Below are 12905 nucleotides of genomic sequence, written 5' to 3'. Positions count from 1 at the left end.
AATGGCTTCACATGTAACAACACCCGGCGCGGTAGAACCCAAAATGTGGTTGGGGGGTATTGAGCCTATGAAAGCGAGTTACGGTAAACTGATGATGTGGTTCTTCCTCATCTCGGATACCTTTACTTTCTCTGCCCTGCTGGTGGCATATGGTACAGCCCGGTTTAGTTTCCCTGCATTCACCGGAAAGCACGAAGATTTTACCTTCTCCAACATGTATTGGCCGGTACCTGAAAGGGTTTACGAAGCCGTACCATTCCTGCACGGCATTTCCCTGCCGCTGGTGTTTGTTGGTATCATGACATTCATCCTCATCGCGAGCTCCGTGACGATGGTACTTGCAGTGGAAGCTGGTCACCGCATGGACCGCGCGAATGTTGAGAAATATATGCTTTGGACAATCCTCGGCGGTTTTACTTTCCTTGGTTGCCAGGCTTGGGAATGGAGCCACTTTATCCACGGAACCGAAGCCGGTTCGGTAATGAAAGTGATTGAAAACGGCACCTGGATCGAGAAGACGATCTTTGGAGCTAACCTGACGGAGAACCAATACGGGCCTCCTGCATTCGCCGATTTCTTCTTCTTCATCACCGGTTTCCACGGAACGCACGTGTTCTCAGGTGTGATCCTGAACATTCTGATCTTCTTCCGTGCTGCCACAGGGTTCTACGACAAAAGAGGAAGCTACGAAATGGTTGAGAAAGTAGGTCTCTACTGGCACTTTGTGGATCTGGTTTGGGTGTTTGTGTTTACATTCTTCTACCTGGTTTAATTTATAGGACAATATTTAAAATTGAAGTAAAATGGCGGAAGTACATCATCACCACGTACATAACCAGGATCCCGAAGCAGGAGCTGAGCAACGTAAAGCGATCTGGAAGACTTTTTGGATTCTTTTGATCATCACCTCACTCGAGTTCTTGATCGCATTTACAGTTCCCCACGGAATTTTGAAGATTTCTATCTTCATCATCATGACGATCGTGAAGGCATTCTATATCGTAGGGGAATTCATGCACTTAAAACATGAAACAAAAACGCTGATCTGGTCGATACTCGTTCCGATAATATTTGTTGCCTGGTTGATCCTGGCGCTCATGCTCGAAGGAAATGCGATTTTCGAGGCGATTTTCGGATAATAAATTAGAATGAGAAAATTTCCCAAAGCCGGATTACTGATCGTCACATTAGTAATACCGGCTTTGATTTTTGCTTTACTGAAACTGTTCGGAACGAACCATTACGATCTGCCCTATTTTGTGGCGGAGAAAGACGGAAAAGGTTCGGTGATCGTGCAAAGCGGCGACACGCTGTTTCACAAGGTTTCTGCGGGTTGTGGCATATTCGGAGGCGTAAATCTGGATGGACGATTGACGGTGGTAAGCAGAATGCCATCGGAATGTGGAGAGCCTTGCGAAAGGGCGACGGACGAGTTGGAACGGATAGCGGCATTGAAAACAGCGATTCCCGAATTGCAGGTATTATTGGTTGCTACGGATACGGTAAGACGTGGAGAATGGCAATCGGTGAAAGCGGATAGCGCCACGATAGTAAGCTGTTTTACGAAGGAACTGACAGATGCTGCCAAAGGAAGTGATGCTTTAAATGGTCGAGCCGGGCAAATAGTACTGATCGACCGCGATAAGCATGTCAGAGGCTGTTATAAAGCCGGAGATGGAGAGGAAACCGACCGGCTGATGGCCGAGATCAAGATCCTCGATTATGAAAAGAAGAATGAGAAATAAGGTGGTATGGCTACATTAACAATCGAAAGAAAACCAAAGTACGAACGCATAATCAATATCCTGGCCATCGTCATTCCGGTGGTGGTTGCATTGTTGCTGGGAATCCGGCAGAAGATTGACCTCGGCACGTGGACGAAAGTATTGCCGCATATTATCGGGGTGATCAATACCCTTACGTCCATGTTGCTGATCATGGGCTTCTATTTTGTTAAGCAGAAAAATATTTCCGCTCACAGGCAGACTATGACGGGGGCATTCTTGCTAGGAGCTGTGTTCCTGGTGTGCTATGTGCTTTATCACATTTCCAACGAGGCAACACCATTTGGCGGGACAGGTTTTATCCGGCCAGTTTATTACTTTTTGCTGATCTCCCATATCGTGTTGTCGATCGTGGTCGTTTGGTTTGTATTGAGAGCGGTGTATTTTGGTTATACCAACCAGATCACCGAACACCGGAAGGCCGTGAAATGGGCGATGCCGATCTGGCTGTATGTAAGTGTTACCGGTGTGATCGTTTACCTGATGATTAGTCCATATTACGTATGAAAAAGTTCTTGACGATATTCGGATTGGTTGTGTTGTTCGTGATGAACAGTGCGGGTGCATTTGCGCAATGCGCGATGTGCCGGGGATCGGTGGAAAGCTCCATGGGTAACGGGCGCAATAATGTGGGTGTGGGTTTGAATACCGGCATTATGTTTCTCTTTGTGATCCCCTACATTCTCGTAGCGGTGATCGGTTACCTTTGGTACCGCAATTCCAAGAAAGCGCAGGCCGAGCGGCAATTTGTTGCGGCGCGGGTACGGTCGGCTTACGACAACTGACCTCTCGATGAAGATATTCCAGGGCGGGACCACATTGGTCCCGCCTTTTTTGTTTTTAACAAATTATTCCCGTGTAGTGGCGTAGATAAACCAATGAGCGTCTTTAAAGAAAAACACTATCCCATCATGCGCCGGATTTTCCTCGTTCTCCTCCTGATACTCGCTCAATTTGGTAATGGCAATGCGCAAAACTTATCGACTGCCAAACCCTGGACTTATTGGTGGTGGATGGGCAGCGCGGTCACCAAAACGGATATTACGGCTCAGCTCGAATATTTCAGCAAATCGGGGCTTGGCGGGGTGCACATCATCCCTATTTACGGGGTGAAAGGGTATGAAAAAGCAGCTATTCCTTTTCTGGGAGTGCAGTGGCTGGAAGTAATGCAGCACACCGTCCGCGAGGGCAAGCGTCTGGGATTGGGTGTGGACATGACCACCGGCACCGGCTGGCCCTTCGGCGGCCCGAATGTAACACAGGCTATGGCGGCACAAGGTATGACCGTTGTGGATGGAAAGCCCGCGGTGAAGCCAACCGGACAAAAGGTGAAACGCGCTGCGCCGGGCGGGGAAGGTTTTGTGCTCGATCCATTCAATGCAAACGGGATGAAGCAATACCTCTCCCGGTTTGATTCCGCATTTGCTAAATCGTCGGACAAGCCGCGATCGATGTACAATGACTCTTATGAAGCCTACGGTGCTAACTGGACTGATGATTTTGCAAACCAATTTCAATCGCGCAGGAAATATGATTTGTTAAGCAAACTGGCATTGCTCAACGACTCGACGGGAAACCCGGAGGCTAAATTAGTTAAAATAGATTACCATCAAACACTGGCCGAACTGCTGCTGGAACGGTATGCGAAGCCCTGGACTGATTGGAGCCGTGCACACGGGTTTGTGACCCGCTACCAGGCGCATGGCTCGCCGGGGAACCTGCTCGATCTCTACGAAGCGGCCGATATTCCGGAAACGGAATCATTTGGTACCAGCCGCTTCAACATTCCCGGCCTGCGCGTCGATCCTGATTATTCGATCGATCAATTCGGAACGCCGAACCCGTTGGCAATGAAGTTTGCTTCTTCGGCGGCAAATTTGTCGGGCAAGAAACTGGTGAGCTCCGAGACCGGTACCTGGCTTGCGAATCATTTCAAGGTTTCATTATCTCAAATCAAGCCGCAGATCGATGAGCTATTTACGGCGGGTATCAACCACATTTTTTATCACGGCACCACCTACTCGCCGGAAAAGGAAGACTTTCCTGGCTGGCTGTTTTATGCTTCCACCAATTTTGGCAAGTCATCCCATTTTTCAGAACATTTCCCGTTGCTGAATCAGTATGTAGAATGGTGCCAAAAACTATTACAGGATAGCAAACAGGATAATGACGTGCTGGTATATTTTCCGATCCATGATTTGTGGGCTACCAAGGCGAAATCGGGCGGTGGAGTGCATTTGCTGGAAGTGCATCATGTTGAGCGCTGGCTGCTGGATTTGCCGTTCGGGAAGCTTTCGGAAAGGCTCTGGAAGGAAGGTTATGCGTTCGATTTTGTGTCGGATTTGCAGTTGAAGAAGTTTACCGTTGATGCGAATGGCGTTTTGAATTCAGGGAATGCTACTTATAGAACTTTGCTGATCCCGTCGGCGACATACTTTCCCGAGGAAACAATGGCAGAGCTCCAACGATTGGCTGGTGGGGGCGCAAAAATCATTTTTGAAGGGAAGCTACCGGCTACCGTTACGGGCAACGCAGATCATGCGCAGCGGCAGAAGGTATTCTCAGAAAATTTAACACAACTTTCAAAACTTAAAAATGTGCGGATTTCCAGCGACCTGCATGGCGACCTGGCGGCGAATGGCGTGATTAGGGAAGAGCTTTCGCGGAAAGGGTTAACATTTATTCGCAAACGGGATTCGCGCGGAATGGCCTTGTATTTTGTCGCCAATCTCGGCAATGCATTTAAAGAAGGGTGGGTGAAAATAGGCAACGGAGAGCTAGTGCGCCGCGACACGCCGCTTCGTGGGCAGTCGCTTATGCATGTTCGTGAAGCGGACGGGAAGTATGAAGTCTTTTTACGGCTGAAACCGGGCGAATCTTGCTTTTTACAGACGTCGGGCGACGGATCAGATATACCTTTTGTAAAAAGCCGGGACCAGCAGTTGGATATCAAAGGTAATTGGCAGCTTACCTTCACAGACGGAAGGCCGTATTTGCCTGCACCTGCGAAATTAAGCCAACTGAAATCTTGGACGGAGCTTTCCGACTCAACCACTTATTTTTCAGGCAAAGCAAAGTACAGTATCAAATTCGATGTTCCGGCCCCGGTGCTTAAAAGGGAAAATGCAGTTTTAGATTTGGGAGATGTGCGTGAAATTGCAAACGTAAAATTGAATGGGAAAGACCTGGGCACAGCCTGGCATATCCCTTTCCAGCTCTATGCCGGGTATGCGCTCAAAGCAAAAGGCAACGTTCTTGAAATAGAAGTCACTAACCTTTCAGCCAACTACATGCGCCTGCGCGATCAGCAGCAGCCCGATTGGAAGAAATTTTACGACATTAATATCGTAGACATTACCTATAAAAAGTTCGACGCTGCCCGCTGGCAGCCTATGCCGTCGGGCTTGCTCGGGCCTGTGAAGCTGCTTTATTAGTACTTTATTCCCACAACGGATAATGTTCCAGCTGGATTTGCCGGCCAAAGAAGATGTTGGTGGATTGCTCGAACGACAATGTATAATCCGAAACATAGAATTGTCGCTTGCCTTCGCCCTTTTCATTGATCAGGTAGTGTTGTTGGAGCCAGGCTTTCAGCGAGCGGGCTACAATATCGGAAGTGTCAAGCGTTTCCACAGTTTCGCCGTAGAATTTGCGGATCTGGGTTTTGATCAAAGGATAATGCGTGCAGCCGAGTATCAATGCTTCGATTCCATTTAAAGTGGGATCCGATAGGTAATTGGCGATCACGCTTTCACTGATATTGTTGTCGAAGAATCCCTCCTCGATCATCGGAGCGAGTAACGGGGTAGCGAGCGATTTCAGGTGAATATTACGATCCAGTGCATCAACCTTCTTTTTGTATACATTGGAGAGAACCGTCTGCTTGGTACCGATGAGGCCGATGGTTTTTCCCTCATAATGCTCCTTCACATAGTCCACCACCGGGTCGATCACATTCAACACCTTTGCTTTGCTTCCCACATACTCGCGCACGAGCTCGTAGGCTGCCGCGGAGGCGGAGTTGCAGGCGATCAGGATCAGCTTGCAGTTTTGCTGTAAAAGCATGTTGCAGATTTTGATCGAATAGGCCTGTATGGCAGCGGTAGATTTATCGCCATAAGGCAAATGCGCCGTGTCGCCGAAATAAATGGTGTTTTCCTGCGGAAGCAATCTGGTTACGGCGCTGGCGACGGTCATACCGCCGATTCCGCTGTCAAAAATTCCGATGGGCGCAGAGGAGTCGAGCATTGTGGAAAAGTCCTTTTGGTGTTTAATAAATGATATTCGCATCAAAGCTAAAAAAATATCAAAAACTTTTCGGGCACATGCAACCTCATGCGCAGGAATGCGCATCTTGCTGTTGAAACCACCAATTAGAATGGGTCGAATTTTAGCACTATTTAGCCAGGAAGCACAGCTCGTTAAAGCCCTCAGGAAAGAAGATCCGAAGGCGCAGCGACAGCTTTATGACAAGTACAGCCATCGAATGCTGGCTTTGTGCTTCCGCTATGTGTGCGACGAAATGGCGGCTGAGGATGTGATGGTGGAAGGTTTTTTAAAGGTTTTTGAAAAAATAAATCAATTCAGCGGTGAAGGAAATTTTGAGGGGTGGATCAGGAGGATCATGGTGAATGAGTCGCTGGGGTATTTGCGGAAGCAAAAGCGGATTTTGGAGGACAATCTTTCCGACGAAGCCAATAATATCCCGGACTACATCCACGCGGATCAGAACCTGGAAACACAAGAACTGTTGGCATTGATCGAATCGCTGCCTGTGGGTTACCGGACGGTCTTTAACCTGTACGCCATTGAAGGGTACGCACATATTGAAATAGCCCAGATGCTGGGTGTTACCGAAAGTACATCGAAATCACAATTGCACCGTGCCCGTGCCCTGCTGCAAAAGATGGTCGCGGAATGGGAGAATGATTATAAAAAAAAAGTAGACTATGAAAAAGCATCCTGTTGATGATCTTTTCAAACGCAGACTCGAAGGATTGGAAAGGACACCTTCGGAAAATGCGTGGCTAAAAATTCAGGAAAAGCAACCGGCAAAACATCGTTCGGCTGTGTGGGGCTGGTATGCTGCGGCGGGAGTGGCGGCAGCGGTGATGGGAGGATACCTGGTTTGGCAAAATCAGCAGGTTGCGTCGCCGGGAAGTATTCGATCGAATCCGACAGTAGCAGTTGCAAAACCTGCGCCGTCCGAGCCGGCAGTTTTGCCTGTTGACAATACAAAACAGCCGATAGAGCATTTGGCGGCCATGGAGGGAAAAAGCGATGAACATGCCGTGGCAGGGTCAAAACAGACTTCCAAAATACCTGAAACTGGCAAGAATCAAATAGCGCAATCGGAAATAGGGCAGGCAGAAATTATCCGGCCAGGCTACGATGCGCCCGTTGTAGCAATCACAGAAAAACCATCGGTTCTGGTGGAAGCAATCCAGCCAGAACCTGTAAATACCCCTGATATCCAGGGAGCCAAGATTTTGCCTGATGAGCCAGCTGTTAGTCAGGTAAACAAGCCGGTAACGGAACCGACAAGGATGATTGTCGTCGCCGTGGAGACCGGTACAGATGAAGCGGATGACAAACCACGCGGCTCCCGGTTCTCCCGGGTTTTCCGTCAGCTCAAAAATGCGAGGGCCGGCGAGAAAGTCGATTGGAATGAAGTCGGTTTTAATCCAAAGAATCTTGTAGCACGTGTGGACGATCGCCTGCGTGGGAAGGATGAAAGAAGTAATGAAAGAGACCACCCTAAAGACAAGACAAAACTGTAATCTGTTAAGCCATGAAAAGTAAAATATATGCAATGGCATTGCTGGTATTGTTTGCCATTGGCGCGCGCGCCGGTTCGTTGAAATCCAACGATGAGTTTTCTGAAAAGGACTCGATTATCGTGACATTCGGGGATAAAACACGGCTGATCATTTATGGAGAGAACCGTACGGAGCTGGAAAAGATCATGAAATACGACCTCAATGCACTTTTAAGGGATCTGAAAGTAAGATTGGATAGTACGCAGGGAGATACGACGTTTCTGCGGGAGGAATTCAACGGGAACAAATACCTCAAAAACCCGGACCATGCGGTGGACAAGGATTATGTCAGAATTGGCGTTCGTGGAATTCACATTAAAGATGGTGATACGAAGGTTTCCATCGACGGCTCGGGCGTGGAAGTGAAGGAAGGCGATGAAGTAGTAGGTTCGGACTCGACTTACAGGCGCATCGGGAAACGGTTTCACAGGAGGTCGTGGGGCGGTTCGAGCCCGCGGAAGGGATTTAATATCGCATTAGGCCTTAATACATACGGTACCAACGAAACCACTCCGGGGTTTAACAAAAGCGACTATGATCTTAAACCATTCGGATCTCGTTTTGTGAGCCTGGGATATGTGGCCAGTGCAAACGTGGTCAAAGGGAAAGATGCCAGGCTGCATCTGGATTTCGGGATCGACTTTTCGTGGTACAATATGATGTACGATGGAAACAACACAATCGCGAAGACAGACGACAGGGTCGAGTTTAAAGAGATTGTGAACGACCAGGGGCAACCTGTGGAAGTGAGGAAATCGAAACTTGTGGTGCCTTATGTAAACCTGTCGATTATGCCGACATTGAGCTTTTCGAGATCATTCATATCCTATATCAGCGCGGGTGTTTACGGAGGGTACCGCATTGGCAGTTACACAAAGGTGCGGGTAGTGGGAACAAAGGATGTGGATCACGACAGACGAAATTTCTACATTGAAGATCTGCGCTATGGTTTGGCGGCTGAAATAGGTATCCGTAACTTTCCTGACTTGTTTGTGAACTACGATTTAAACAATCTATACGAGGCTAACCGGGGTCCTTCGGTCCGGATGCTGAGTTTCGGGGTGAGATTGTTTTAAGTCTAAAAAGTGCCTATACGGCTCGGAATCGCCATTTTTGATTCCGAGCCGTATTTTTTTTTATTTTTTTTTCAAAACAATTTGAGAATCTAAAAAATGGGTATAATTTTGCGACTCCAAATTGTGAAACAAACGGTTTTCACGCTTGTGTTGAAATGTTGTCTGGGGGTGTACCAGAGTGGCCAAATGGGGCAGACTGTAAATCTGCTGGTGTATGCCTACGGTGGTTCGAATCCATCCGCCCCCACAGTTTGAGTCTGAAAAAATGCTTCAAATCATACCAGTTTTGGAGCCTAGGACGAAGACAAATGCGGAAGTAGCTCAGCTGGTAGAGCGATAGCCTTCCAAGCTATAGGTCGCGAGTTCGAACCTCGTCTTCCGCTCCATTAAAAGCATCATCGAAGCGATTAGCGAAAACATTCAATAGATACTTTTTCGCTAATCGCTTTTTGGTTCTAACGACAATGCTTTTAATAGCAATGCTTTTGTAGCTCAGGGGTAGAGCACTTCCTTGGTAAGGAAGAGGTCAGGGGTTCAAATCCCCTCAAAAGCTCAGGAGTTTTTTGAGCACTTCCTTGGTAAGGAAGAGGTCAGGGCCGGGCGGCCGGTGCCGTTCAAATCCCCTCAAAAGCTCACAGTATTTTGAGTTCGGTATTTTAACGGGCTCAGAAAGCAGGAAGTTTCCCTGCATTGGTTTTGATCCTGATTTGGTAACGATTGCGGTGTTTGATTGCAGGATGCCAGCAGGATCAATTAGTAGTGTATAATAAATTCGTAATAACTTAAATTTTAAGCGTACTTAAGTCATGGCAAAAGAGACGTTTGACCGCTCGAAACCCCACGTAAATATTGGTACTATCGGGCACGTTGACCACGGTAAAACTACCCTTACAGCGGCGATTACAACTGTGTTGGCTGATAAAGGTTTTGCACAGAAACGCGACTTCTCATCAATCGACAATGCTCCTGAGGAGAAAGAGCGCGGTATCACAATCAATACTTCACACGTAGAATACCAGACAGCCAACCGTCACTATGCGCACGTTGACTGCCCAGGTCACGCTGACTACGTGAAGAACATGGTAACTGGTGCTGCTCAGATGGACGGCGCAATCATCGTGGTTGCTGCTACTGACGGTCCTATGCCACAAACTCGTGAGCACATCCTTCTTGCTCGTCAGGTAGGTGTTCCTCAGCTTGTTGTGTTCATGAACAAAGTGGACATGGTTGATGATCCGGAACTTCTTGAACTCGTTGAGATGGAAATCCGTGAGCTTCTTAGCTTCTACGAATTCGATGGCGACAACATTCCTGTTGTACAAGGATCTGCTTTGGGTGGCCTTAATGGCGATCCGAAATGGGTGAAAACTATCGAAGAATTGATGGATGCTGTTGATAGCTGGATTCCAATTCCTCCACGTATGACAGATCTTCCATTCTTGATGCCTGTTGAAGACGTATTCTCGATCACTGGTCGTGGTACTGTTGCAACTGGTCGTATCGAGCGTGGTATTATCAACTCAGGTGAAGCTGTTGATATCCTTGGTATGGGTGCAGAAGGTCTTAAATCAGTTGTAACTGGTGTTGAGATGTTCCGTAAGATCCTTGACCGCGGTGAAGCTGGTGACAACGTAGGTTTGCTGCTTCGTGGTATCGACAAAGAAGATATCCGTCGTGGTATGGTTATCTGTAAGCCAGGTTCCGTTAAGCCTCATTTGCACTTCAAAGGTGAAGTTTACGTACTGTCGAAAGAAGAAGGTGGACGTCACACTCCATTCTTTAACAAATACCGTCCTCAGTTCTACTTCCGTACCACTGACGTGACAGGTGAAATCACACTTCCTGCTGGTGTTGAAATGGTTATGCCAGGTGATAACATCACAATCGAAGTGAAACTGATCAACAAAATCGCTATGGAAAAAGGTCTTCGTTTCGCGATTCGCGAAGGTGGACGTACCGTAGGTGCTGGTCAGGTAACTGAAATTCTTGACTAATCAAGATAGCAATAATAAAACAAGTGCATTTCTTCTGGGATGCACTTGTTTTTTATAAAAAAATCGTATCTTTGCAGCCCCAATCAGTAGGTTGTACGATAAACGGGTGTAGTTCAAGGGTAGAATAGCGGTCTCCAAAACCGTTGATGGGAGTTCGAATCTCTCCACCCGTGCATAAATCGAAAAGGTGAAATGGAAAAATTTACTTCTTTTTTGAAAGCGTCCTGGGAGGAGATAACCCAGCATGTAACATGGCCGCCTTTCAACGAGCTGCAAGCCAATACCACGCTGGTGCTTGTGGGTTCGCTCATTTTTGCCTTTGTGGTAGGTGTGATGGATTTCGTTTTCGAAAACGCACTGAAACTGTTTTATCAGTCTTTCTAAGGCTATTTTATTAAAGATAACCCCCCGAAAGGTATGAGTAGTCTAAATTGGTTTGTATTAAGGGCGGTGTCCGGACAAGAGAAAAAGATCAAGTCCTACATTGAAAATGAAATAACACGCCAGAAGCTGAACGAATTCGTTCCGCAGATCCTGATCCCTTCGGAGAAGATCTATGAAATGCGCAACGGCAAGAAGCGTGTGAGGGAAAAGAATTTTTTTCCCGGCTATATTATCATTTCGGCCGATCTGTCAAAAGGGGAGGTTCTGCACATTATTACAAGTATCCCCGGCGTAATTGGTTTCCTGGGCAATGCCGAAGGAAATTCCAAAGTGCCCGTTCCGCTTCGTCAATCCGAAATTAACCGTATCCTCGGTAAGGTAGATGAGGCAGAGCAGCATGAAGAAGCGCCAAGCATGTCTTTCATTAAAGGCGAAACCGTGAAGGTTGTAGATGGTCCGTTCAGCGGATTTATCGGTCTGGTGGAAGAAGTGTTCGATGAGAAGAAAAAACTCAATGTAGTTGTAAAAATATTCGGGCGTAATACACCCGTGGAACTCAGTTACGCACAAGTAGAAAAGGATAGTTGAGCGAATAGCGGGCAGGTAGGCTTCCAACTGCATGTGAGCCGCTAGTCAATCAATGAACCGACAAATTCCAAAACAATGGCAAAAGAAATAGGTGGATACGTCAAACTGCAGGTGAAAGGTGGCCAAGCCAACCCATCACCTCCGATTGGTCCTGCATTGGGATCGAAGGGTTTGAATATCATGGAGTTTTGCAAGCAGTTCAATGGCCGTACCCAGGATAAAATGGGTGTGGTATTGCCGGTAGTTATTACATACTACAAAGACAAGTCTTTCGACTTCGTCATCAAAACCCCCCCGGCCGCTATTCTTCTTCTGGAAGCCTCAAAAGTGAAAACAGGTTCGGCTCAGCCAAACCGTATTAAGGTAGGATCAGTTTCATGGGATCAAGTTAAAACGATCGCTGAAACAAAAATGCCCGACCTGAACTGCTTCACCGTAGAGTCTGCTATGAAAATGATCGCGGGAACGGCTCGTAGTATGGGTATCACCGTGGCTGGCAAAGCCCCATGGGAAGAAAACAACTGAGCGTAGATTAATAAATACGCCAAAGAAACAAAGAACATGGGAAAATTGACCAAAAAGCAAAAAGAAGCTCTTTCAAAATACGACGCAACCCAGGCGTTTACCCTGGAGCAAGCTGCGGATGTTCTGAAGACGATTTCCTATACCAAATTTGATGCTTCCGTAGATATCGACGTTCGTTTGGGCGTAGATCCTCGTAAAGCTGACCAAATGGTGCGTGGCGTGGTAACATTGCCACACGGAACCGGCAAAGAAGTTCGTGTACTTGTATTGTGTACTCCCGACAAGGAGGCAGAAGCGAAAGAGGCAGGAGCGGATTATGTTGGTCTTGACGAATACATTACAAAAATCGAGCAAGGCTGGACAGACATCGACGTGATTATTACAATGCCAAGTGTAATGGCAAAAGTAGGTAGACTTGGTAAAGTATTAGGTCCTCGCGGCTTGATGCCAAACCCTAAGTCAGGAACTGTAACTCCGGATGTAGCGAAAGCTGTAAAAGAAGTGAAGGCTGGTAAAATCGACTTCAAAGTTGACAAAACCGGTATCATTCACACAAGCATCGGAAAGGTATCTTTCGGAACTGATCAGCTTGCACAGAACGCAACGGAGGTTATCAATACCTTGGTTCGCCTTAAGCCTTCATCGGCAAAAGGTACTTACGTAAAAAGCATTCACTTGTCAAGCACGATGAGCCCGGGTGTTATTATTGACAAAAACACGATTCCAGGACTGTAA

Annotated in this window: 15 protein-coding genes and 4 tRNA genes; 18 read left to right on the top strand and 1 reads right to left on the bottom strand. The window is 47.2% G+C overall.

Annotation, left to right across the window (positions count from 1 at the left end):
* The first annotated feature begins 1 nt into the window (after position 1).
* The 6 genes from ACTJJJ_RS26680 (at position 2) to ACTJJJ_RS26655 (ending at position 5218) form a co-directional block, all read left to right on the top strand.
* A complete protein-coding gene (locus tag ACTJJJ_RS26680; protein WP_188938529.1) occupies positions 2 to 772 on the top strand; it encodes a cytochrome c oxidase subunit 3 in 771 nt (256 codons plus the stop codon).
* 31 nt (positions 773 to 803) lie between these two features.
* Positions 804 to 1139, top strand: coding sequence for a cytochrome C oxidase subunit IV family protein (locus ACTJJJ_RS26675; protein ID WP_188938528.1), 336 nt, complete (start codon positions 804 to 806; stop codon positions 1137 to 1139).
* A gap of 9 nt (positions 1140 to 1148) precedes the next feature.
* On the top strand, positions 1149 to 1745 hold the full coding sequence (locus ACTJJJ_RS26670) for a hypothetical protein (protein ID WP_440703561.1): 597 nt from the start codon (positions 1149 to 1151) through the stop codon (positions 1743 to 1745).
* 6 nt (positions 1746 to 1751) lie between these two features.
* Positions 1752 to 2291 (top strand): DUF420 domain-containing protein, encoded by a 540-nt coding sequence (locus ACTJJJ_RS26665; RefSeq protein ID WP_188938526.1) that lies wholly within the window; start codon positions 1752 to 1754, stop codon positions 2289 to 2291.
* On the top strand, positions 2288 to 2569 hold the full coding sequence (locus ACTJJJ_RS26660; protein WP_426292263.1) for a hypothetical protein: 282 nt from the start codon (positions 2288 to 2290) through the stop codon (positions 2567 to 2569). Before ACTJJJ_RS26665 ends, ACTJJJ_RS26660 begins: the two co-directional genes overlap by 4 nt.
* Before the next feature lie 93 nt (positions 2570 to 2662).
* The gene (locus ACTJJJ_RS26655) at positions 2663 to 5218 is read left to right on the top strand and encodes a glycosyl hydrolase (RefSeq protein WP_440703560.1); all 2556 of its coding nucleotides are present in this window, start codon (positions 2663 to 2665) and stop codon (positions 5216 to 5218) included.
* Between the two features lie 4 nt (positions 5219 to 5222).
* Here the strand turns inward: ACTJJJ_RS26655 and murI are convergent, their stop codons facing one another.
* Positions 5223 to 6032, bottom strand: a complete 810-nt coding sequence (murI, locus tag ACTJJJ_RS26650; protein WP_440703559.1) for a glutamate racemase — start codon at positions 6030 to 6032, stop codon at positions 5223 to 5225.
* Between the two features lie 130 nt (positions 6033 to 6162).
* On the opposite strand from murI, the gene ACTJJJ_RS26645 reads away from it, so the two are divergent.
* From ACTJJJ_RS26645 to rplA, 12 genes are all read left to right on the top strand, one after another.
* Positions 6163 to 6753: an RNA polymerase sigma factor gene (locus ACTJJJ_RS26645; protein WP_188938522.1), complete on the top strand. Its 591-nt coding sequence runs from the start codon at positions 6163 to 6165 to the stop codon at positions 6751 to 6753.
* Positions 6734 to 7564 (top strand): hypothetical protein, encoded by an 831-nt coding sequence (locus ACTJJJ_RS26640; RefSeq protein WP_440703558.1) that lies wholly within the window; start codon positions 6734 to 6736, stop codon positions 7562 to 7564. The genes ACTJJJ_RS26645 and ACTJJJ_RS26640 overlap by 20 nt, the downstream gene beginning before the upstream one ends.
* 11 nt (positions 7565 to 7575) lie before the next feature.
* Positions 7576 to 8679 (top strand): hypothetical protein, encoded by a 1104-nt coding sequence (locus ACTJJJ_RS26635; RefSeq protein WP_426292260.1) that lies wholly within the window; start codon positions 7576 to 7578, stop codon positions 8677 to 8679.
* Positions 8680 to 8843: 164 nt separating this feature from the next.
* Positions 8844 to 8926: transfer RNA gene (locus tag ACTJJJ_RS26630), tRNA-Tyr, on the top strand.
* A 63-nt stretch (positions 8927 to 8989) separates the two neighbouring features.
* Positions 8990 to 9065: transfer RNA gene (locus tag ACTJJJ_RS26625), tRNA-Gly, on the top strand.
* A gap of 95 nt (positions 9066 to 9160) precedes the next feature.
* A tRNA-Thr gene (locus ACTJJJ_RS26620) sits at positions 9161 to 9232 on the top strand.
* 253 nt (positions 9233 to 9485) lie between these two features.
* The gene (gene tuf, locus ACTJJJ_RS26615) at positions 9486 to 10673 is read left to right on the top strand and encodes an elongation factor Tu (RefSeq protein WP_090381988.1); all 1188 of its coding nucleotides are present in this window, start codon (positions 9486 to 9488) and stop codon (positions 10671 to 10673) included.
* A 102-nt stretch (positions 10674 to 10775) separates the two neighbouring features.
* A tRNA-Trp gene (locus tag ACTJJJ_RS26610) sits at positions 10776 to 10846 on the top strand.
* Positions 10847 to 10865: 19 nt separating this feature from the next.
* Positions 10866 to 11057: a preprotein translocase subunit SecE gene (gene secE / locus ACTJJJ_RS26605; protein WP_031528323.1), complete on the top strand. Its 192-nt coding sequence runs from the start codon at positions 10866 to 10868 to the stop codon at positions 11055 to 11057.
* 33 nt (positions 11058 to 11090) lie between these two features.
* Positions 11091 to 11645, top strand: a complete 555-nt coding sequence (gene nusG / locus ACTJJJ_RS26600; RefSeq protein ID WP_015812908.1) for a transcription termination/antitermination protein NusG — start codon at positions 11091 to 11093, stop codon at positions 11643 to 11645.
* Between the two features lie 75 nt (positions 11646 to 11720).
* Positions 11721 to 12170: a 50S ribosomal protein L11 gene (rplK, locus tag ACTJJJ_RS26595; protein ID WP_019944910.1), complete on the top strand. Its 450-nt coding sequence runs from the start codon at positions 11721 to 11723 to the stop codon at positions 12168 to 12170.
* 36 nt (positions 12171 to 12206) lie between these two features.
* The gene (rplA, locus tag ACTJJJ_RS26590; protein ID WP_188938519.1) at positions 12207 to 12905 is read left to right on the top strand and encodes a 50S ribosomal protein L1; all 699 of its coding nucleotides are present in this window, start codon (positions 12207 to 12209) and stop codon (positions 12903 to 12905) included.

Source organism: Dyadobacter sp. 22481 (assembly GCF_052044875.1).
Classification (GTDB): Bacteria; Bacteroidota; Bacteroidia; order Cytophagales; family Spirosomataceae; genus Dyadobacter; species Dyadobacter endophyticus.
The sequence above is the reverse complement of the archived record's forward strand: the minus strand, read 5'-3'. Positions and strand labels throughout refer to the sequence as shown.